The sequence below is a fragment of the Cytobacillus sp. FSL M8-0252 genome (assembly GCF_038007345.1).
Lineage (GTDB): Bacteria > Bacillota > Bacilli > Bacillales > Cytobacillaceae > Cytobacillus > Cytobacillus kochii.
Window position 1 is genome coordinate 844,864 of sequence record NZ_JBBOWZ010000001.1, and the last position, 19,301, is coordinate 864,164.

17 protein-coding genes are annotated in these 19,301 nt (G+C 38.5%); 15 read left to right on the top strand and 2 right to left on the bottom strand.

Annotated features, from left to right (window positions below):
- The first annotated feature begins 22 nt into the window (after positions 1-22).
- The 7 genes from allC (at position 23) to MKX83_RS04455 (ending at position 8,706) form a co-directional block, all read left to right on the top strand.
- Positions 23-1,276 (top strand): allantoate deiminase, encoded by a 1,254-nt coding sequence (gene allC / locus MKX83_RS04425; protein ID WP_095370535.1) that lies wholly within the window; start codon positions 23-25, stop codon positions 1,274-1,276.
- A 15-nt stretch (positions 1,277-1,291) separates the two neighbouring features.
- A complete protein-coding gene (locus tag MKX83_RS04430; RefSeq protein WP_341054308.1) occupies positions 1,292-2,542 on the top strand; it encodes a pyridoxal-phosphate-dependent aminotransferase family protein in 1,251 nt (416 codons plus the stop codon).
- Between the two features lie 21 nt (positions 2,543-2,563).
- Positions 2,564-3,943, top strand: coding sequence for an allantoinase AllB (gene allB, locus MKX83_RS04435; RefSeq protein WP_341054310.1), 1,380 nt, complete (start codon positions 2,564-2,566; stop codon positions 3,941-3,943).
- Positions 3,944-4,067: 124 nt separating this feature from the next.
- On the top strand, positions 4,068-5,105 hold the full coding sequence (locus MKX83_RS04440; RefSeq protein ID WP_341054312.1) for an XdhC family protein: 1,038 nt from the start codon (positions 4,068-4,070) through the stop codon (positions 5,103-5,105).
- Positions 5,106-5,140: 35 nt separating this feature from the next.
- Positions 5,141-6,001 (top strand): FAD binding domain-containing protein, encoded by an 861-nt coding sequence (locus MKX83_RS04445; protein ID WP_341054314.1) that lies wholly within the window; start codon positions 5,141-5,143, stop codon positions 5,999-6,001.
- Complete coding sequence (gene pucD / locus MKX83_RS04450) at positions 5,982-8,273, top strand: xanthine dehydrogenase subunit D (protein WP_341054316.1); 2,292 nt, start codon at positions 5,982-5,984, stop codon at positions 8,271-8,273. The genes MKX83_RS04445 and pucD overlap by 20 nt, the downstream gene beginning before the upstream one ends.
- On the top strand, positions 8,200-8,706 hold the full coding sequence (locus MKX83_RS04455; RefSeq protein WP_445293153.1) for a (2Fe-2S)-binding protein: 507 nt from the start codon (positions 8,200-8,202) through the stop codon (positions 8,704-8,706). The genes pucD and MKX83_RS04455 overlap by 74 nt, the downstream gene beginning before the upstream one ends.
- A 205-nt stretch (positions 8,707-8,911) precedes the next feature.
- Here the strand turns inward: MKX83_RS04455 and MKX83_RS04460 are convergent, their stop codons facing one another.
- Entirely contained in the window at positions 8,912-9,040 is a 129-nt protein-coding gene (locus tag MKX83_RS04460; RefSeq protein WP_307314985.1) for a hypothetical protein, read from the bottom strand.
- A 396-nt stretch (positions 9,041-9,436) separates the two neighbouring features.
- Between MKX83_RS04460 and MKX83_RS04465 the strand changes: the two genes are divergently transcribed.
- Positions 9,437-9,901: an SRPBCC family protein gene (locus tag MKX83_RS04465; RefSeq protein ID WP_095370529.1), complete on the top strand. Its 465-nt coding sequence runs from the start codon at positions 9,437-9,439 to the stop codon at positions 9,899-9,901.
- 243 nt (positions 9,902-10,144) lie between these two features.
- On the opposite strand, the gene MKX83_RS04470 is transcribed toward MKX83_RS04465, so the two are convergent.
- On the bottom strand, positions 10,145-11,170 hold the full coding sequence (locus MKX83_RS04470) for a serine hydrolase domain-containing protein (protein WP_307314983.1): 1,026 nt from the start codon (positions 11,168-11,170) through the stop codon (positions 10,145-10,147).
- Positions 11,171-11,632: 462 nt separating this feature from the next.
- Between MKX83_RS04470 and MKX83_RS04475 the strand changes: the two genes are divergently transcribed.
- The 7 genes from MKX83_RS04475 to MKX83_RS04505 all read left to right on the top strand — a co-directional run bounded on the left by MKX83_RS04475 (position 11,633) and on the right by MKX83_RS04505 (position 19,289).
- Positions 11,633-12,130, top strand: a complete 498-nt coding sequence (locus MKX83_RS04475) for a PH domain-containing protein (protein ID WP_307314982.1) — start codon at positions 11,633-11,635, stop codon at positions 12,128-12,130.
- The gene (locus tag MKX83_RS04480; protein WP_307314979.1) at positions 12,130-13,614 is read left to right on the top strand and encodes a PH domain-containing protein; all 1,485 of its coding nucleotides are present in this window, start codon (positions 12,130-12,132) and stop codon (positions 13,612-13,614) included. Before MKX83_RS04475 ends, MKX83_RS04480 begins: the two co-directional genes overlap by 1 nt.
- A 16-nt stretch (positions 13,615-13,630) precedes the next feature.
- Positions 13,631-14,602, top strand: a complete 972-nt coding sequence (locus MKX83_RS04485; protein WP_307314976.1) for a quinone oxidoreductase family protein — start codon at positions 13,631-13,633, stop codon at positions 14,600-14,602.
- Positions 14,603-14,621: 19 nt separating this feature from the next.
- A complete protein-coding gene (locus MKX83_RS04490; protein ID WP_322910220.1) occupies positions 14,622-15,329 on the top strand; it encodes a DNA alkylation repair protein in 708 nt (235 codons plus the stop codon).
- Positions 15,330-15,804: 475 nt separating this feature from the next.
- Positions 15,805-17,367 carry an ABC transporter substrate-binding protein gene (locus tag MKX83_RS04495; RefSeq protein ID WP_341054320.1) on the top strand — a complete coding sequence of 521 codons (1,563 nt, stop codon included), beginning with the start codon at positions 15,805-15,807 and terminating at the stop codon, positions 17,365-17,367.
- Positions 17,368-17,447: 80 nt separating this feature from the next.
- Positions 17,448-18,365 carry an ABC transporter permease gene (locus MKX83_RS04500; RefSeq protein ID WP_095370522.1) on the top strand — a complete coding sequence of 306 codons (918 nt, stop codon included), beginning with the start codon at positions 17,448-17,450 and terminating at the stop codon, positions 18,363-18,365.
- A 15-nt stretch (positions 18,366-18,380) separates the two neighbouring features.
- Positions 18,381-19,289: an ABC transporter permease gene (locus MKX83_RS04505; RefSeq protein ID WP_095370521.1), complete on the top strand. Its 909-nt coding sequence runs from the start codon at positions 18,381-18,383 to the stop codon at positions 19,287-19,289.
- The last annotated feature ends 12 nt before the right edge of the window (positions 19,290-19,301 follow it).

The window sequence follows — 19,301 nt, forward strand, 5'->3', positions numbered from 1 at the left end:
AGTAAAGAGGGGAGTGAAAGGATTGGCCATTCATGTAAGAGAATTTCATGATACAAATAAGGAAAAGATAGCAGAATTGATTGAATGGCTTTCGTCATTTGGTAAAACAACCAATGAAGGCGTTACGAGATTACTATATTCTAAAGCTTGGTGTGAAGCGCAATCAGCTTTGAAAAATAAAATGAAGGCAATCGGGTTAGATGCTTATTTTGATTGTGTTGGTAATTTATTTGGCCGGCTGCAGGGAACAGATGAAGATAATGCAGTCATATTGACAGGTTCCCATATTGATACGGTTATTGACGGCGGAAAGTATGACGGTGCTTATGGGATTGTTGCTAGCCTGCTTGCGGTGTCGAGGCTCTATGCCTCTTATGGCAAGCCCAAAAAAACAATTGAAGTCGTTTCTTTCTGTGAAGAAGAAGGGAGTCGGTTCCCTTTAACCTTTTGGGGATCAAGAAATATAACCGGCATGTACGATATTGGTCATACTAGAGGATTAGTCGATGCAAACGGTGTTCCTTTTATGGATGCGATGAAGGAGGCGGGCTTTGAAACAGAAAAATATATTCAACCAATTAGAAGTGATATTGCAAGATTTATAGAGGTACATATCGAACAAGGGATGGTACTAGAGAGAAATCAAAATGCGGTTGGTATTGTGACACATATCGTTGGACAGCGACGTTACAATATACGGATAAAAGGAGAAAGCAATCATGCAGGCACAACACCAATGAACCTTCGCAGGGATGCGGTTGTGACAGCCTCAAAACTTATTTCTTTCTTAACGAAAAAAGCAGAAAGTATCGACTCCCAGTTAGTAGCTACGGTGGGAAGAATTGAAGCGCAACCAAATGTACCCAATGTTGTGGCAGGGGAAGTCGAGTTTAGTTTAGATATTCGCCACCATAAACAACATGTATTGGATGAATATTGTATGTCCGTGTTTTCTTATTTTGAAGAGGTAGCTAAGTCTAATGATCTGATCATTGACTGGAAACAATGGATGAATGTAGAACCTGTCGCAATGGATGCCATGATGCATAGTAAAATCAAGACGTTAGCGGAACAGAAGCAAATTTCTTTCCAAGATATCGTTAGTGGCGCCGGTCATGATGCACAAGTTTTTGCAAGTACACTTCCTACTAATCTTATTTTTGTCCCAAGCAAAGGCGGCATTAGTCATAACCCGCAAGAGTTTACGAGCTCAGAAGATTTGGAAGTAGGAGTAAAACTGTTAACAGATATTTTATATCAATTAGCTTATGAATAGAAGGAGTGGATATATATGGGGTTTAATAGCTTGAATACACCTAGTCGTACGATTATGACACCAGGTCCAGTTGAGGTAGATCCTCGTGTGTTGAGAGCGATGAGTACACCTATATTAGGTCAGTTCGATCCAGCTTTTACAAAATTGATGAATGAAGTCATGGAAATGATTCGTCAAGTCTTTCAAACAAAGAACCGTTGGGCCTTTCCGATAGATGGTACTTCAAGAGCAGGAAACGAAGCGCTCTTAGCAAGTATTATTGAACCTGGTGATAAAGTGTTTGTTCCAATTTATGGGCGTTTCGGGCATTTACTTGTGGAGATTTGTGAAAGGTACGGTGCTGATGTCTATTCGATACAATGTCCTTGGGGAGAGGTATTTGACCCAGATGTAGTCATCGCAGAAATGGCAAAAATCTCACCTAAAGTGGTCGCTATTGTCCATGGTGAAACATCTACAGGGAGAATGCAACCTCTAGAAAAAATCGGAAAGGCTTGTAGAGAACAGGATGCGATTCTCGTCGTAGATGCAGTCGCATCTATTGGTGGCGTAGAGGTAAAGACAGATGAGTGGTTTATAGATGGGCTAATAGGGGGAACGCAAAAATGTTTATCCGTTCCTGCTGGGATGGCACCCATTACATTTAACGAGCGGATTGAGAAGCTTATATTAGAGCGGAAAAAGGTAGAGGCAGGTATTGCAACTGCAGAAGATGAGCAGTATCAACGTAGTCGAATGGCAATTGCAAGTAATTATTTTGATCTCGCCATGCTTATGGATTATTGGAGCCCAAGGAGATTGAATCATCATACAGAAGCAACATCGATGGTTTATGCGCTCTATGAAGGTTTACGACTTGTGCTAGAAGAGGGGTTAAAGCCTCGTTTTATCCGCCATCTCCTTCATGAAAAAGCTTTGGTGACAGGTATTCAAGCAATGGGGTTAAAGCTATATGGTGATTCTGAACATAAGCTTCCATGTGTGACATGTATAGAAATCCCTGCTGGTGTTGATGGTGAATCCGTACGGAAAATGTTGCTTAAGGAGTTCAGTATAGAAATTGCTTCATCTTTTGGACCATTACAAGGGAAGATTTGGCGTATTGGTACAATGGGATATAGCTGTCGAAAAGAAAATGTGCTTGCTGTTCTCGGCGGATTAGAAGCAGTCCTTATCCGTCACGAAGTCCAAGTAAATCGCGGCGAAGCGCTTCAGGCAGCAATGGATATATATGCAGCTGAGGAATCAGCTATGACGATACTTTAAATAAACAGGGAGGTGTTGGTTTTGGCTACATATGATCTCATTATTCGCAACGGCAATGTTGTTTTACCTCATGAAGTGAAGAAAACCGATATAGCCATTAAAAATGGTATCATTGTCGCCATTGAGGAAGGTATTACAGCCACAAGTAAAGACGAGAAAAATGCGGCAGGTTATTATATTTTTCCAGGTATGATAGATATTCATGTTCACTTTAATGACCCAGGCAGAGACGAATGGGAAGGTTTTGAATCGGGCTCTCAGATGATTGCTGCAGGAGGAGGAACAACTTTTTTTGACATGCCCTTAAATGGGATTCCTTCTACTACTGATTCGCAGGCATTGTTAAATAAAGCGGAGATGGGAGAAAGTAAGTCAGTTGTGGATTTTGCTTTATGGGGTGGCCTTGTTCCAGGAAATATCCTGGAGCTGAAGGGATTAGCAGATAATGGGGCAATAGGTTTTAAAGCGTTTTTATCTGAAAGTGGAAATGAAGAATTCGAACGTGTTGATGATTTAACATTAATTGCTGGTATGAAAGAGATTGCTTCATTGAAAAAAATACTTGCACTCCATGCGGAAAGTGCCGCAATGACAGATTTCTTAACGAAGGAGAAAGTGACGAATGGTCAATTAACTGCGGATGATTATTTAGCATCTAGACCGATCGCCGCAGAAGTGGAAGCGGTGGAACGTGCCATCGCATATGCAAGAATAACGGGCTGTCCTCTTCATTTTGTCCATATTAGCTCTGAGGAGGCTATTTTAAAAATTACAGCTGCCAAGGCAATGGGACTAGACATTACAGTTGAAACATGTGCTCATTACTTATTGTTTAATCATAATGATTTGCAAGACAAAGGAGCGGTAGCCAAATGCGCCCCGCCATTACGAAAAGTGGAGGAGCAAGAGAAATTGATTCGTTTATTAATAGAAGGCGCAATTGATATGGTCTCCTCCGATCACTCACCATCACCTTATCTATTGAAAGATCCAACCGTCCATCATTTATTCTCCGCTTGGGGTGGAATTAGTGGCGGGCAATTTACCCTTTTAGCATTAATTGAACTTGCAATAACCTATGACATTCCTTTTTATAAAGTGGCGGCACTCATAGCAGGTAATCCAGCTGACAGATTCAATTTAAATACAAAAGGGCATATCGAAGTGGGCAAAGATGCTGATTTAACATGGATCTCACTTGAAGAATCCTTCACTGTTGCAGAAAAGAATTTCTTCGCTAAGCATAAGCACAGTTTGTATATGGAGAGAACTTTCCCATGTGCAGTCAAACTTACGATGAACAACGGAGTAGTAGTTTTTGAAGACGGACAATTAGTAAACATGAGAAATAGAGGTCATTGGCTAAAGCCAGAGCAAACGAAAATGGGGACTAGTAGTTAACTACATCGCTGTAAGAAATTCATTTCTATTGTCAGAAAATCTAACACACTAGTAGCGGAAAAGGAGAAAATGGAAGATAATACATTTTAAACCTTTAGCAGCTGAGTGAAAGAGGTGTGTGAAGATGGATAATATTCATCAAATATTCAAGGCATCGCCTACAGAAGGTGATGTGTTAGCGACAGTGATTCAAGTGAATGGGTCTGCTTATCGAAAAGAAGGCACAACCATGTTAATCAAGCAATCTGGTTCAACTATTGGTGTCCTTAGTGGAGGATGCTTGGAAGAAGATATTAAGTATAGGGCAGAAACGCTAATCGATGGTCAATCAAAATCTTTTTTATACAATTTAAAAAGTGAAGATGATCTTGGGTGGGGACAAGGTTCGGGATGTAATGGTGAAATTCGTGTCCTGTTAGAGAAGATTGATGCAAGTTATCAAGCTCATCTAGAAAAGGTTAATGAACAGCTTTTACAAGGACGATCTATTTTAACAGTAAAGAAGCTTTCCGAGGATTATGAGGTTATAGGTTACACAGTTATCGTTGATGATAATAACTATTGGACCAAAGCATTAAACATAGATGCCAATATGGAATTAAAAGAGATGAAGAGTGGTATCCACTACTCAAAAGAGCTATCTATTTATCGTTATTTTCAGTGGTTTCATCCAAAGCCTCGTCTTTTTATCCTTGGTGCAGGGGAAGATGGCGTCCCTCTTTGTGATTTTGCTCATAAAACAGGCTTCCATGTAACAGTAGCTGACTGGCGCGAAGCTTTATGTAGTAAAGAAAGATTTCCTCAAGCAGATCGTTTATTAATAGGTTTTCCACATGAAGTGTTACCAAAAGCGCTTCATCCCCAAGACCATATTGTGATTATGACCCATCATTTTGAACGAGATAAAGAAATTTTACAATATGTGCTCAATCGACCATTTAAATATATAGGTATCATTGGTTCTAATAGACGGACGATGAGGTTATTAGAAGGGGAATCGGTACCATCGAATGTCTACACGCCTGTTGGTTTATCGATTGGCGCAGAGGGACCTGAGGAAATTGCGATTAGCGTTATGGCACAATTAATTGCGGTTAAACAAAAGGTGGTTACGGAAAATGGAAAACAAGCCAATTGTAGGACACTTGTTTATACCAAATAAAGGGAGCTAGGAAATGTAAAAGGAGAGTAGTTATCATGAGGATATTAGAAACAACCGTTGCTTCGCCTACTACCATTGAGGAAGCATGGACAATGTGGAAATCATATGATGAGGCGATCACATTTATCGCTGGAGGCACATTTTTACAAACCAAATGGGAAAAAGGGGCCGCCGTTCCTTCAAAAATGCTTCATCTAGGTGGCATTTCGGAATATAAACAAATCTACATGGACACGGAAAGTCAGATTCACATCGGTTCTTTTGTTAAGCTAGCGGAATGTAAGAATCATCCTCTGATTATTAAAAAACTACCCCAATTATCACAAACGATTGAGAAAATCGCTGCGCCTGCTGTTCGAAACTTAGGTACGATAGGAGGCAATATTGCCAATCAGGTGGGTGATACAATCCCCCTTTTACTAGCCCTCGATGCAGAAATACTATATTTAAATAAAGATGGAAAACAGCGAATAGATTTGCAGGATTGGTCAAAAATGACTGAAGATTCTATTATATTAGAGGTTATTATTCCATTTGATAATAGAGAAAGCTATTTATTTACTAAAAAAATCGGTCGCAGGGAGGCATTCTCAACATCTGTTGTTACATTGGCTGGCAAGTTAACAATAAAAGAGAATCAGCTATGTAATGTTCGAATAGCAGCGGGTGGCGGGGAGAAACAACCTATGAGGTTAAGAAATGTAGAATCTATTTTAAAACATGCACCAATTGTGGATTCAAATATTTTAAAAAAGGTGTATCAAACGGTAATGACAGAGTATCAGCCAGTTGAAGATGCTTTTTATTCGAGTAATTATCGTTTGAAAGTAGCGAGTAATCTCTTAATCTCAGAATTAGAAAAATGGAGTGGAGAATATGGCGGATTATACAAGTAATTTATCGTCTTCCCGTCCAAGGCCGGATGGAATGGGAAAAGTAACTGGTGGATTAAATTATTTAACAGACTTGCAAGTTCCAAATATGCTTTATGGAAAAGTGCTGCGTAGTGAGTACCCTCATGCGAAAATTCAGCAAATAAATATTGAAAAGGCAGAACAATTATCTGGCGTCCTAGCCGTAATAACAAGTAAGGATGTACCTGGATTAAATGGATTTGGTCTGATTACGCAAGATCAGCCTGTCTTTTGTGATCAAGTTGTTCGCTATGTAGGTGATGCGGTGGCAGCAGTAGCGGCAATCACTCCTGAAATTGCTGCAAAAGCACTTAAACGAATAGAAGTAATCTATGAACCATTACCGATTATTGATGACCCCGATGACGCAATGAACCCTGATAGTATCCCATTACATTCTGGTGGCAATATCCTTCATGAAGCATCTTATGAAAACGGTGATGTTGATGAAGGCTTCCAATTATGTGAGGTTATTATAGAAGAAACCTATCTACTGCCCCGGCAAATGCATGCTTATATGGAAACTGAAGGTGGGGTTTTTGTCCCAGAAAAAGATGGCAGGCTGTCTGTATATGCGGGCACGCAGCATGGCTACAAGGATAGACTACAATTAGCGAGAATATTAAATTTACCAGAAGAGCGTATTCGTGTAATTTCAAGTCCGATGGGAGGGTCATTTGGCGGTAAAGATGAGTTAAATATTCAGCCTTACGGAGCCATATTAGCATTGAAAACAGGAAGACCGGTGAAAATTCATCAATCACGTAGAGAATCAATGATCTCTGGTATTAAAAAGCACCCAATGAAAATTACGATGAAAACAGGAGCTAAGAAAACGGGGGAGATTGTTGCTCACGAAGTAAGAATTATTGCAGATACAGGAGCATATGCCACACTTGGTCCAGCTGTATTAGATTTTGCAGTGGAACACGCTATTGGCCCTTATGCCATACCAAATGTAAAAACAAAAGGCTACTCTGTTTTTACAAATAATGGTGTGGCAGGTGAATTCAGAGGGTTCGGTGGTAATCAGATTACATTTGCTCTAGAAGGGCAAATTGATCGGTTGGCAGATGGCTTACATATTTCACCACTTGTATTAAGAAAGAAAAACTTGCGACAAGGAACAGATCCTGGTCCAGTTGGACAAATTATTGCACCGACTAATGGAGATGCGCTTGTTTTAGATGAGATCGCGCAGTCACCGCTATTAGCGATAGATAAAAGTGAGAGCGACAATCCATGGAAGAAAACGGGAGTAGGGTTAGCGCTAACCATGCATGGAGGAGGGTTAGGTTTTGGTAGATTGGATCCTTCTGGTGGAAAAATTAGTCTGAACCATGAAGGGAAAATAGAGATCGCCTTTGGATTTGAAGAGGTAGGTCAAGGTTTGTTAGCGGTTATTGAAAATGTAACAACAGAGGCTATCGGGTGTTCTTCAGAGGATTTACACATTGTAATAGGGGATACAGACAAGGTGCCACACTCAGGTTCTTCCACAGCATCAAGAGGCACGAGTATGATTTGGCACAGTTTACAAAGGCTAAAGGGGCCCTTTATAGAAAAACTATTAGATACAGCAACCAAAATATCAGGTTATCAAAAAGAACAATTATATGTTGGAGGGAAGGGGATTTGGCTAAATGGCCAAAGGATACTTACTTTTGAACAGCTTTTTCTTGAGAATGAACCCATTAGTATAGACACGAAATTCGACTTTCCAACCACGCCAAATAGTATTCCGGGTGGTCATTTCTTGTACTCATTTGCAGCGGTGGCAGTGAAAGTAGAAGTCGACCTTATAACGGGAGCGATCAAGGTTACAGATATCGATCAAGCTGTTTCTGCCGGACCTGTTGTGAATCCTACTGGTTATATTGGGCAAATCGAGGGCGGTACGATTATGGCGCTAGGCTACACATTGTTAGAAGAAGCAGCCATGAAGCAAAGTCGCTATACTGCAGAAAACTTTGACACCTATATTCTGCCCACGATCCAAGACATTCCACCAAAAATGAATGTGAGAGCAATCGAGGACTTATGGGAGGGAGATATATATGGCCCAAGAGGCGTTGGGGAGATCGGAACAGTAGCATTAGCTCCTGCAATCGTAAGAGCCATCTATGATGCGACGGGGCATTGGGTGACGAAATTACCTGTCAGTCGAGAAGAGATATTACATGGAGGGAGAGGGTTTTTTGATAGAAAAGGTAAAGGTGAATTCGCAAAAAATCAATATTTCTTTCACTGTTAATGGTGAACAGCAGAAACTACAAGTTGAAGCAACAAAAAGATTAGTTGATATATTACGTGAAGACCTCTCATTAACAGGCGCCAAAATCTCTTGCGAAATTGGTCGATGCGGTGCCTGCTCTGTAGAAGTAGACGGTGAACTCGTCAACTCTTGTCTCATGAGAGCTTATCAACTAAACGGAAAGAGTATTCATACGGTTGAAAGCTTAAGTGAAAATGGACTGCATGAAATTCAAAAGGCATTTCTAGAAGAAGGTGGATTTCAATGTGGCTATTGCACACCGGGGATGATTATGGCTGTGAAAGCATTATTAGAGAAAAACAAGAAACCAACAGATGAAGAAATATTAGAAGCACTCTCAGGAAATATATGTCGGTGCACAGGTTACGCAGGCATTATCCGAAGTGTGAAAAAGGTGATTCAAGCAATATAAGTATGTCTTAAAGGAGGAATTGAGGGCTCTATCTAGGCTAACGGTGAAATCCTTGCAGTCAATAAGCCAAAAAAACAAAGAGGTCTGCCTCGAAATGTGAATCGAGACAGACTCACCCCAAAAATAAGAAATCTGCTTAAAATCGACCTGAATCGAGTCAGGCCCACCAAAACGAAATAAAGTATCTCGAATTGCATCTATCAGATCAAACAAATTGCAAAGCCAATACTCTCCATTTTTCACAGTCCACCGTCCTCTCTTGAGCATAATCAAAAATAAGATGTGTATTCCTCAAATCATTGTTCTCATTAAAGGTTGTCCATAATGGTTTCAAATAGTGTTTCTCCTGGCTACACAGTAAGAATGAACTCACCCTCGGTATGGTTGTTTCCCTTCTAAAGCAAAGAAGGCGCCAGTTCCGGAAACCTCGTAACTTATTAGGAGCGTAGGTTGATTGGTTGGATAACTGTTTGCAGGTATAAATAATCATCCTTCTAGGTCATTATCGCCAGTCCCTAAGTTTTCATCAAGATTACGTGTGGAGAAGTATATTTCGTAACGAGCTTCCGAGGGATTCGTAATGTCATAGATAAATAGTCTCTATTCTTGCAAAGAGTTTATGAATCAGGATCAGTTGAATAGTAAAAATGAATGATTTAGTTAACAATTTTTCCCTCAATAGGTTATAATTATATTTGGATGTTAATTAAAATGTTTAGGAGAAAGACAAATGAAAGAAATACAATGTTATAGATTCGAATCAGAGATTGAGGCAGATATAGATTTAGTTTTTGAATGTCTTAATAAAGATCAACATGTATTAAAATGGAATACACAAATCATTGAAAATCATTATGATGGAGCTGAAAGTGATTTAAAAGAAGGATCGATGTTCACTACAAGGCAGAAAATTGGAAAAAAGGTGTATGAGTTACAAGCTGTTTATTCTAAGTATGATCCACCTTTTTATGCTGTAGTAGAGACGAAGACGAAAGAAGGAATAAGTAGGACAGAATACATTCTCGAAATCCTCCCAGAAGGAACAAAGTTTATAGCGAATGTTACATTGATTCCATCAAACTGGATATATAAATTAGTTACAAATATGATGAAATGGTCATTTAAATATGTTTATGATGAGCAGTTTAATCAATATATAGAATATATCTATCAAGTTGAATATGAGAGAAGATGAATAGACTGAGAGTAGCCCTTTTTCTGGCTACTTTTTTTATGATAAAAAAAAGTAACAGCTTGATTGTACGCTAAAGCCAGTTCATATAGAGGATGACCCTTTTACATGTTACTTCGTATAGGTCTATAGGGAGGAGGATTGTGAAAACTAGTGAGCATAGGAGAGGGAATTTATCTTGTATTTGAAAAAAATTAAAAAAAGAAAGATAAGAGCTAATAGTGAAAAAATAGCTCTTATTCACATTTACTGAGTAAATATTATATTTTCTATTTCTTTAAGAATTTCAAAAGCCCCTTCTGATTTATTTGAGCAGACAACTATGGTAAGAGCTTGTTTTGGATAATGTACTGAACGATAATTTACTCCTGGATCATATCCCATCTGAATATATTTCACGATACCCAGTTCATTTGCTTCCATATAACCACCGTAACCGTAAAAGATATCTTCTGACACGTTTACTTGAGGAATCAATAAGTTGCGAGTCATATCTTTTGTTAAGAGTTTGCCATTCATTAACGATTCCCAGAATATCCCCATATCAATTGCAGTAACATAGGCACCGCCATCAGGTCCACCTTTTACAGGTAGAGAAAAAATATTCGATCTCAACGTTCCATCTGGTTTTTCCAAATATCCCAATGAAACGCTTTCGGGTAGTTCATCCATTGAAAAATATCCTGAGTCAGTCATGCCAGCTATTTCAAAAATATTTTTATTGATATAGTCAACAAAATTCATGCCACTGATATGTTCAATAATAAGGCCTAAAATAATATAGCCAGTATTATTGTATTTAAAAGGGCTATCCACTTTGGTTTTCATTTTTTTATATTGAAACATTGGCAAAAAGTCTTTTACAGAACGAATCTGATACATTGGCCTATCTTTCCAAAGGTCTTCATAATCATCCATTTCATCTTCGTCAAAATAATCCGGAATGCCAGATGTATGAGTTAGTAAATGATGAATGGTAATTTCTTTATCAAAATATGGAAATTCAATATCTAAACAATCGATGATTTTCGTGTCAAATGTGATACTACCTTCTTCTACCAACTTACAAATTGCAACAGATGTAAAGATCTTACTACCAGATGCAATTGAAAAGCGAGTATGTGAATGATTTTTGATTTTTTCAGAATGGATTGCGTAACCAAAGTTCTCTGTAAATATTGTACGATCATGCTTCTGTACACAAATACTCCCGGAAAATTGCACTTCCTGTTGCTTTTTTGTTAGACTATTCCATTTCGTTTGTTTATCCAATTTTAATTCCTCCTGAATGTGTATTTCATGAATTCATTTAATGAGGCACATTCAATTAACTTCTTCAATTTTGATAAAGAATCATTTTACTCTCCTCCTTCTCTTTTGAGCATAGCATGTTTCAATTTGTTAATACGATGATATATATTAATTTTATATAAAAATAGACAAAAAGAGCAGGAATTCATAGAGCAGATAAGTAGATTCAAACGCTACTCACTCAATACATAATAGAAATGACATTCAGTACCAAGGAGGCAAGTTTGTTGAACAAAAGATAATAGCTTTGTCATGTTTACAAAAATGTATAAGGTTTATAGAGTTTTGTACTAGTAAAAAAACTTTATATTTCTTTTCGTTTTAAGTCTTGTTACTCTGATTATATCTTGCAAAATGATAACAGATGAAACTAACCCCGCTTCTAACCGTATATTAGTAAAATCAGTCAGAAGGAGAATAAAGATGGATATAGATTTACCAATACCAAAACAGAGATTATCTAAGAATAGTATAAAAGCGATGCTAATTAGTGAACTAATTGGGAATGCGATATGGTTGCCAATTCTTGCTATACTTTTTTACGTTGACGCTCGATTTGATTGGTGGGATTGGGTAGGATGGGTTCTATGGATTGTCCTTGGTCTTACTGTTTTATCTATGATTTATTCGTTAACGATTCAACCCTACCTATTATATAAAAACTTCCGTTATGAAGTAGATGAGGAATTCTTGCAGATTAAGCAAGGAGTGTTTATAGAAAAATATGAATTAGTACCAATGACAAAGATTCAATCTGTGGCAACGAATCAAGGACCAGTTCAGAGAAGGTATCAATTATACGGTCTTTCTGTCGAAACGATGAGTTCAACCCATACAATCCCTATGCTATCAAAGGAAATAGCGATGCAACTGAGAAATACGATTGCTTATTATGCAAAAATAAAGGAAGTAGATGAATAATGGATTACAGACGATATTCTCGCTTAACCATTGCTTTTCATATATGGGGTGTTTTGAAGTTTTTCTTTTTTGCTTTTCTTTACTTATTTATTTTTAATCGAGAGGCCGATTGGATTGGTTACGGTAGAATTATTGCCGCCATACTACTTATTCTTTCTATTATTTTTGTTATCTTTAAATGGCTGACTACAACTTATAAGATAGATGAGGTCGCTTTTTACTTACGTGAAGGCTTTTTCACAAAACATAAACGAACCATTCCTTTTAGTAAGGTTCAAAATGTAAATAGACATACGACTTTTCTACATAAGTTAATAGGAAAGACCTCCTTGAAGTTTGAGACAGGTATGTCTGGTGAAGGTGGGACAATAAAATTCGAGGTGCTTTCTAAAGAAGAAGCGGACCATTTGGAAGACTGGATAGAAAAAAGTACACGTAATATCAAAGTGTCCGAAGGTGAAGAGGAAAAGGTAGAAGAATATATAGAAGATAGAAAACTGCATTTTGCTGCCAGCAAGAAGGATATTATAAAAGCTTCAATGACGTCATTAAGCTTTTTGCTTTTAATTCCTGCTTTAGGCTCACTGTTTTTTATGATCAATGATTTTATTAATGTTGAGAAAGAAGCGGAAGGTGCCATTCACTTTATATTAAGTGCCTGGTGGTTAACGGCACTTGTTGTTATTTTTCTTATTGTGACTTCAACCATATTTGGCATGATAAAAACATATATAAAATATGGTAATTATCGAATTTATTCAGATGTTGATAGGATTTATATCTCTAGAGGCGTACTAGATGAAGTCAGCTTTTCTATTTCAAAGGAAAAGGTCCAAGCTGTCGAAATAACGCAAACGTTAATGAAAAGAATTTTACGTATTGCAGAAGTGAAACTAACGAGTGCTGGTCAGACAGGAGGAGGAGGCGGGGATTCCTCAATGGAGACAAGCTCTTTGTTCCCTTTTTTACCGCAGAAGGATGCCTTTCGTCTAATATATGAAATATTACCAGACTATGAAGTAGAAGAAGAGATGCACAAGCTTCCGAAAAATGCTCTTTTTGCCAGGTTGTTGAAACCTAGTTGGCTCTGGATCATTGCAACGGCATTATTATATTATTTCCAACCAAATGTGTTAAATATGAATATTCCATGGTGGTTGTTTTCATTGCTTGTACTTATTTTAGTTGTTTTACTAAGGTTCCTAGATTACTATAATAGCCGCTATGTGTTGAATGAGCGTTTTATTCAATTAAAGACTGGGAGCTTAGCGACGACGTTATTTCTAACTAGACGTGATAAAGTGATTGAAATTGAAATGAATAGGGGACCCCTCGAGAAAATACTAGGCATTGCTAAGATTACGACTATCAATCGAGCGCAACCTGTGCGACACACTCACATGTATGGTGTACCCGAATCCTTCCGTTTAGCGTTTTATCAATGGTATAAGAAGAGAGGATCAGAAATTGAATTAAAACAATAGATAGGGTGAATGTAAAATGAAAGCCGTAGTGATAGAGTCGTATGGTTCCTCAGACGTATTACAAGTAATGGATATAGACATACCACGGCCTTCTGCTCATGAAGTGCTCATAAAAGTGGATAAAACAAGTGTGAACTACGCTGATATTAAAAATCGCCAAGGGTTGAAGAAGAAAATAGAAGGTCCCACGATTCTTGGCCTTGAAGCGGCAGGAACGATTGCCGAGGTAGGTTCTGAAGTCAAAAAATTTAAAGTGGGGCAAAGAGTAGTAGCTTTTCCTGAAAAAGGATCTTATGCGCAATATACTGTGGCAAACGAAGCACTTACATTTGCCATCCCAAACGAGATTGATTTTACTACTGCAGCAGCAAGCCCTATTGTTTCCTTTTTATCCTACCAATTATTGAAGGACATCGCACGGATGCAATTAGGAGAGACTGTACTCATTCATGCAGCAGCTGGTGGTGTAGGCTCTACAGCCATCCAAATGGCAAAGGTATTTGGTGCGAAAACTGTAATTGGCACTGTTAGTAGGGAAGAGAAGTTTTCCACTGTGTTGGCAGCAGGAGCTGATTTGGCCATCACGTATGAGGATTTTTCTTCAAAAGTAAATGAATACACCGATGGAGATGGGGTTAATCTTATCTTAGATTCTGTTTCTGGCTCTGTATTTGAGGAAAGCTTTGCATGTTTAGCTCTATATGGAAAGATTGTGCATTTTGGCAATACGAGTAATCAAACGGGTAGGATCCCAACAACTGCTCTCCATAGCAGTTGTCGTTCAGTCCTTGGCTTTAGTTTTGGTACGACAAGAAAGAAAAGGCCAGATACAATCAAGCCCGTTGCCGATGAAGTATTTAAGTTATTGGTAAACGGGGATGTCCAAGTGAAAGTAGGGGCAGAATACTCCTTGTATGAAGTGAAAAAAGCACATGAGATGATAGAGAATAGAGAGAATACTGGGAAAATCGTTTTAACAGTATCCTAGAAGAGGAGTGTTTTAGTTGATGGATTTCAAAGAGGTAATGAATGAATTAGAAGCATTAGGAAAAGAGCGAACGAAAAAAATTTATCTCTCAAACGGTGCACATGAGCCACTTTTTGGTGTCGCAACTGGAGCGATGAAACCGTTTGTGAAAAAAATAAAGATTGATCAATCATTAGCTGAGGAGTTATATGCAACAGGAAATTATGATGCGATGTACTTTGCGGGCATTATTGCCGACCCAAAAGCAATGACAAAGGAAGATTTTAATCGTTGGATAGACGATGCGTATTTTTATATGCTATCAGACTATGTTGTAGCGGTTACTTTAGCTGAATCACCGATTGCCCAGGAAGTTGCCGATGAATGGATTGCCAGCGGGGATGAGCTGAGAATGTCTGCTGGTTGGAGTTGTTATTGTTGGTTATTAGGTAATCGGAAAGACGACGAATTTGACAAGAGCAAATTATCGGATAGGCTAGATCAGGTGAAGGAGAACATTTATGACGCACCTTTAAGAACAAAGGTATCAATGAATAACTTCTTATATACCGTTGCGATCTCCTATATTCCTCTAAGTGAAAAAGCAGCTGAAGTGGCAGAGGAAATCGGAGCCATCGAAATCAAAAGAGAGAGAAAGAAGAATGGCGTCCTTCATGCGTATGAAAATATTCAAAAAGACTTAGATAAAGGTCGTTTAGGTTTTAAGCGGAAATATGTGAGATGTTAGAAGTAAATGAAGTTAGGATCAATTCTATTGATCCTGGCTTTTTTGTTAGTTTTCTAATCATTAACACGCTTACATATATCTTTGCGAATATATCAAGCCATAAATCAGAAGAGAAGTGTTCAAATTTAGGATTTACGAACACGCCATGCATTTTTATAATTTAACATAAATTTCTAATTTCATTAAAATATATGCAATCCCCGTATTGTCTACAATGAATGGACATCCCATATGACTAAGAAAAGATAATTATCACCTCTTTAAGTTCTTCTCGTAACATTGCAATAACCAACCTTTTTTTACTCTTAGTTTCCCTTACATTTCATAATATTCCCCTTCTGCAGAATTTCTTTTGTTCGTATTAAAATCTGTTTGAGAACATAACCTTAACGATTTTTATCATAGTTTTGCTTACACGTTTATAAACTGATGAAAAGGGCTTGCCTATAAAAATAAGCGTATAGGGGGAAACAATTTGAAGCGAAGTGTTTGGAGGAAGATTGTCCTGTTAGTCGTTGTTGCCATCGCTCTAGCTGGTTGTTCGGGAGGCGGTTCTGAGACTGGTGGAGCAGTCATTGAGAAAGGAAATGATCGAGTATTAACCGTTGCAGTTGGAACGGATATGGTGACATTTGATATTCATGACCATAATAATACGTCGACGGAAGCGATTCATGTGAATATGTTTAATTATTTGTTTAAAAAAGATAAGGATGGCAATATTCATCCAGAGCTTGCCACCGGCTATGAGAAAATCGATGACTTGACCTATCAGGTAAAACTAAAGGAAGGTGTTACTTTTCATAACGGTGATCCTCTCACAGCGGAGGATGTGAAATTTACGTTAGAAAGAGTAGCAAAAGATGACACTTTGCAGGAGTACCCCAATTATAAGCAGATAAAAGAAATTCAAGTGATTGATGAGCTCACTTTCAATATTGTGACACAATCACCAGAGCCTTCCTTATTCCACCGTTTATCCAGACTTGGTTCAGGTATCTTGCCTAAGAACTATATTGAAGAGAATGGTTGGGAGCATTTTCTATCTAATCCTGTTGGTACAGGACCATTTCAATTCAAAGAATGGAAACGTGATAATCGCATCGTTTTCACACCATATGAGAATTATTTCGCAGGAAAAGTAGAAGAATGGGATGAGCTTGTTTTCCGAGTTATTCCAGAAAACTCAACAAGAGTGTCAGAGCTTTTAACAGGTGGGGTTGATATGGCTGTTAATATTCCTCCGTCTGATTGGGAACGAGTGAATAGTAATGAGGGGACATCTATTGTACAAGAAAGGTCAAACCGAGTCGTAATGCTAATTTTGCGGGCGACAGAAGGGCTTCCAACTGCTGATGTCCGTGTACGTCAGGCTCTAGACTTTGCTATTAATAACAAAGCGATTACCGATAATGTCTTGCAAGGTGGAGGTATTCCAACAAGAACAAGAGTAGGTCCAGGTAATTTTGGGCATCATCCTGACCTTTATGATACTTACAATTATGATATTGAAAAAGCAAAAGCATTACTAGCTGAGGCAGGTTATCCAGATGGCTTTGAGATGACTTTGCATTCACCGAAAGGGCGCTATTTACAAGATGCAGAAGTGGCAGAAATGATAGCGGGTATGCTTGCGGAAATTAATGTGAAAGTAAATATCGAGTTCATGGAATGGAGTAATTTTGTAGAAATGCGTACGGCTAACGAGAATAAGGATGCTTATTTAATCGGTCTAGGTAATTCCATGTTTGACGGTGCTTACTCGGTCGATTGGTATCGTGCTGAACGTTTTGAAGGGCATACAGATTATAAGAATGATCGAATAGAAGAATTGCTCGCAACCTCTGCCGTCAATATGAATGAGGAAGAACGAGCCAAGCAAATACAAGAAATTGAAGCGATTGCCGCTGAAGAAGTGCCACATATTATGCTTCATGAGGAAAAAATCAATATCGGTGTAAATGATGCGATTGATTTTGTTCCTACCCCAGATGAAATGATTTATGCACCAACTATTAAAAGGAAAGCAAGTGAATAAATAAAGCTGATATTCGTGGGTGAATGGATGGTTCCATCCATTTCCCCATCTCTATTACTTTTCGCTATAGGGGGACAATAGTGGGCAAATATATTATGAGACGATTACTTCAAATTATACCGGTGCTGTTTATCATTTCTTTTATCGTGTTTTGCCTTGTTTATGTGGCAGGCGATCCTGTTGCATTAATGTTACCTGAAGATGCGAGTCAAGAGGATATATTACAACTTCGCGAATCACTAGGGCTAAATGAGCCTTTTTATATTCAATATTTCAACTATATGGTCGGACTTGCCCAACTTGATTTTGGTGAATCATTTCGTTATAACACGAGTGCCTTACCTATTGTGTTGGAGCGCTTACCGGCGACAATTGAATTAGCTGTAGCAGCTATGATTGTGGCCATAATGATAGCTATCCCTCTTGGTATTTGGTCGGCGACGAAGAAGAATTCTGCTATCGACGTCGTAGCGACAGGGGGAGCGGTAATCTGGAAGGCGATGCCGAATTTTTGGTTAGGGATTATGCTCATTTTGATTTTCTCCGTCATGTTAGGATGGTTCCCGGTTTCAGGGCGGGGTACATGGAGTCATCTGATCTTACCGGCAATTACGCTTGGCACAGGGATTGCTGCTGAGATGACCCGGTTTATTCGCTCAAGTATGTTAGAAATTATGAACCAAGACTATGTTCGTACGGCAAGAAGTAAAGGGTTAAAAGAGTTTTTTGTTATCCATAAACATGCTTTTCGTAATGCCCTTATTCCAGTTGTTACGATTACCGCGCTACAAACCTCAACCGTTGTCGGAGGCACATTAATAACCGAGAGCGTATTTTCATGGCCAGGGTTAGGACAACTACTCATTCAAGCAGTGAATACAAGGGATATGGCAATCGTACAGGCTAGTGTGTTTATTATTGCATTTATTGTTATTGCTATGAACCTACTAGCAGATATTCTTTATAAATTATTGGATCCCCGCATTACATTTCGCTAAGGAGGAGTGGTTGTTTTGGAATCAAAGGAAAACCAATTGTTAGATGTCTTAGTGAAAAGTAAGCAGGGTCACCTCAAGCGGTGGCTCAGATTATTATTAAAAAGTAAGACGGGTACTATTGGCTTACTAATCGTATTACTCATTATTTTTATAGCGATATTTGCGAAGTTATTAGCACCCCACGATCCGAACCAGATTAATGCGGCAATGATGTTGAAACCCCCGGCTTGGGTAGAAGGTGGGGTTACTGACTATATTTTAGGAACAGACAATCTTGGTAGAGATATTTTAAGCAGAATAATTTATGGCTCACAAATTTCTTTAGTTGTTGGGGTTGCCTCTGTCATCTTGGCAGGTATTATTGGTATTTTTATCGGTCTAGTTTCAGGTTTTTATGGTGGTTTCCTAGATAATATTTTAATGAGAATAGTTGATTCCTTTTTAGCGATACCAACCATCCTCTTTGCGCTTGTAATTTTGACTGTTTTTGGCCCAAGTGCGTTTACGTTGATTGTTGTATTAGGTGTAACGAATTGGGTGCAGTACGCTCGTTTAATACGAGGAGAGGTACTGTCTTTAAAAGAAAGAGAGTTTGTCAGGGCTGCAAGGTCTATGGGAGTGAGGGATCATAAGATTATCCTAAAACATTTATTGCCAAATGTAATTTCCCCGTTCATTGTCATTTCTACATTAAGCGTGGCAACCACGATTATATTAGAAGCTTCTTTAAGTTTTCTAGGTTTAGGAATTCAACCACCGACCATTTCTTGGGGGGGCATTTTAAGTGATGGTAGAGATTATGTAGCAACCAGTTGGTGGTTGGCGGCATTTCCTGGTTTAGCGATAACAATCACCGTCCTAGGCATGATTTTCTTAGGTGATTGGCTAAGAGATGTGTTAGACCCGAGAGAAAAGAAAGTGTAGGAGGAGGGAATT

Excerpts from the sequence above, each read along its gene's own strand:
- MKX83_RS04430 (WP_341054308.1), top strand. The coding sequence starts at position 1,292 with ATGGGGTTTAATAGCTTGAATACACCTAGTCGTACGATTATGACACCA.
- MKX83_RS04440 (WP_341054312.1), top strand. The coding sequence starts at position 4,068 with ATGGATAATATTCATCAAATATTCAAGGCATCGCCTACAGAAGGTGAT.
- MKX83_RS04445 (WP_341054314.1), top strand. The coding sequence starts at position 5,141 with ATGAGGATATTAGAAACAACCGTTGCTTCGCCTACTACCATTGAGGAA.
- pucD (WP_341054316.1), top strand. The coding sequence starts at position 5,982 with ATGGCGGATTATACAAGTAATTTATCGTCTTCCCGTCCAAGGCCGGAT.
- MKX83_RS04455 (WP_445293153.1), top strand. The coding sequence starts at position 8,200 with ATGGAGGGAGAGGGTTTTTTGATAGAAAAGGTAAAGGTGAATTCGCAA.
- MKX83_RS04465 (WP_095370529.1), top strand. The coding sequence starts at position 9,437 with ATGAAAGAAATACAATGTTATAGATTCGAATCAGAGATTGAGGCAGAT.
- MKX83_RS04475 (WP_307314982.1), top strand. The coding sequence starts at position 11,633 with ATGGATATAGATTTACCAATACCAAAACAGAGATTATCTAAGAATAGT.
- MKX83_RS04480 (WP_307314979.1), top strand. The coding sequence starts at position 12,130 with ATGGATTACAGACGATATTCTCGCTTAACCATTGCTTTTCATATATGG.
- MKX83_RS04485 (WP_307314976.1), top strand. The coding sequence starts at position 13,631 with ATGAAAGCCGTAGTGATAGAGTCGTATGGTTCCTCAGACGTATTACAA.
- MKX83_RS04490 (WP_322910220.1), top strand. The coding sequence starts at position 14,622 with ATGGATTTCAAAGAGGTAATGAATGAATTAGAAGCATTAGGAAAAGAG.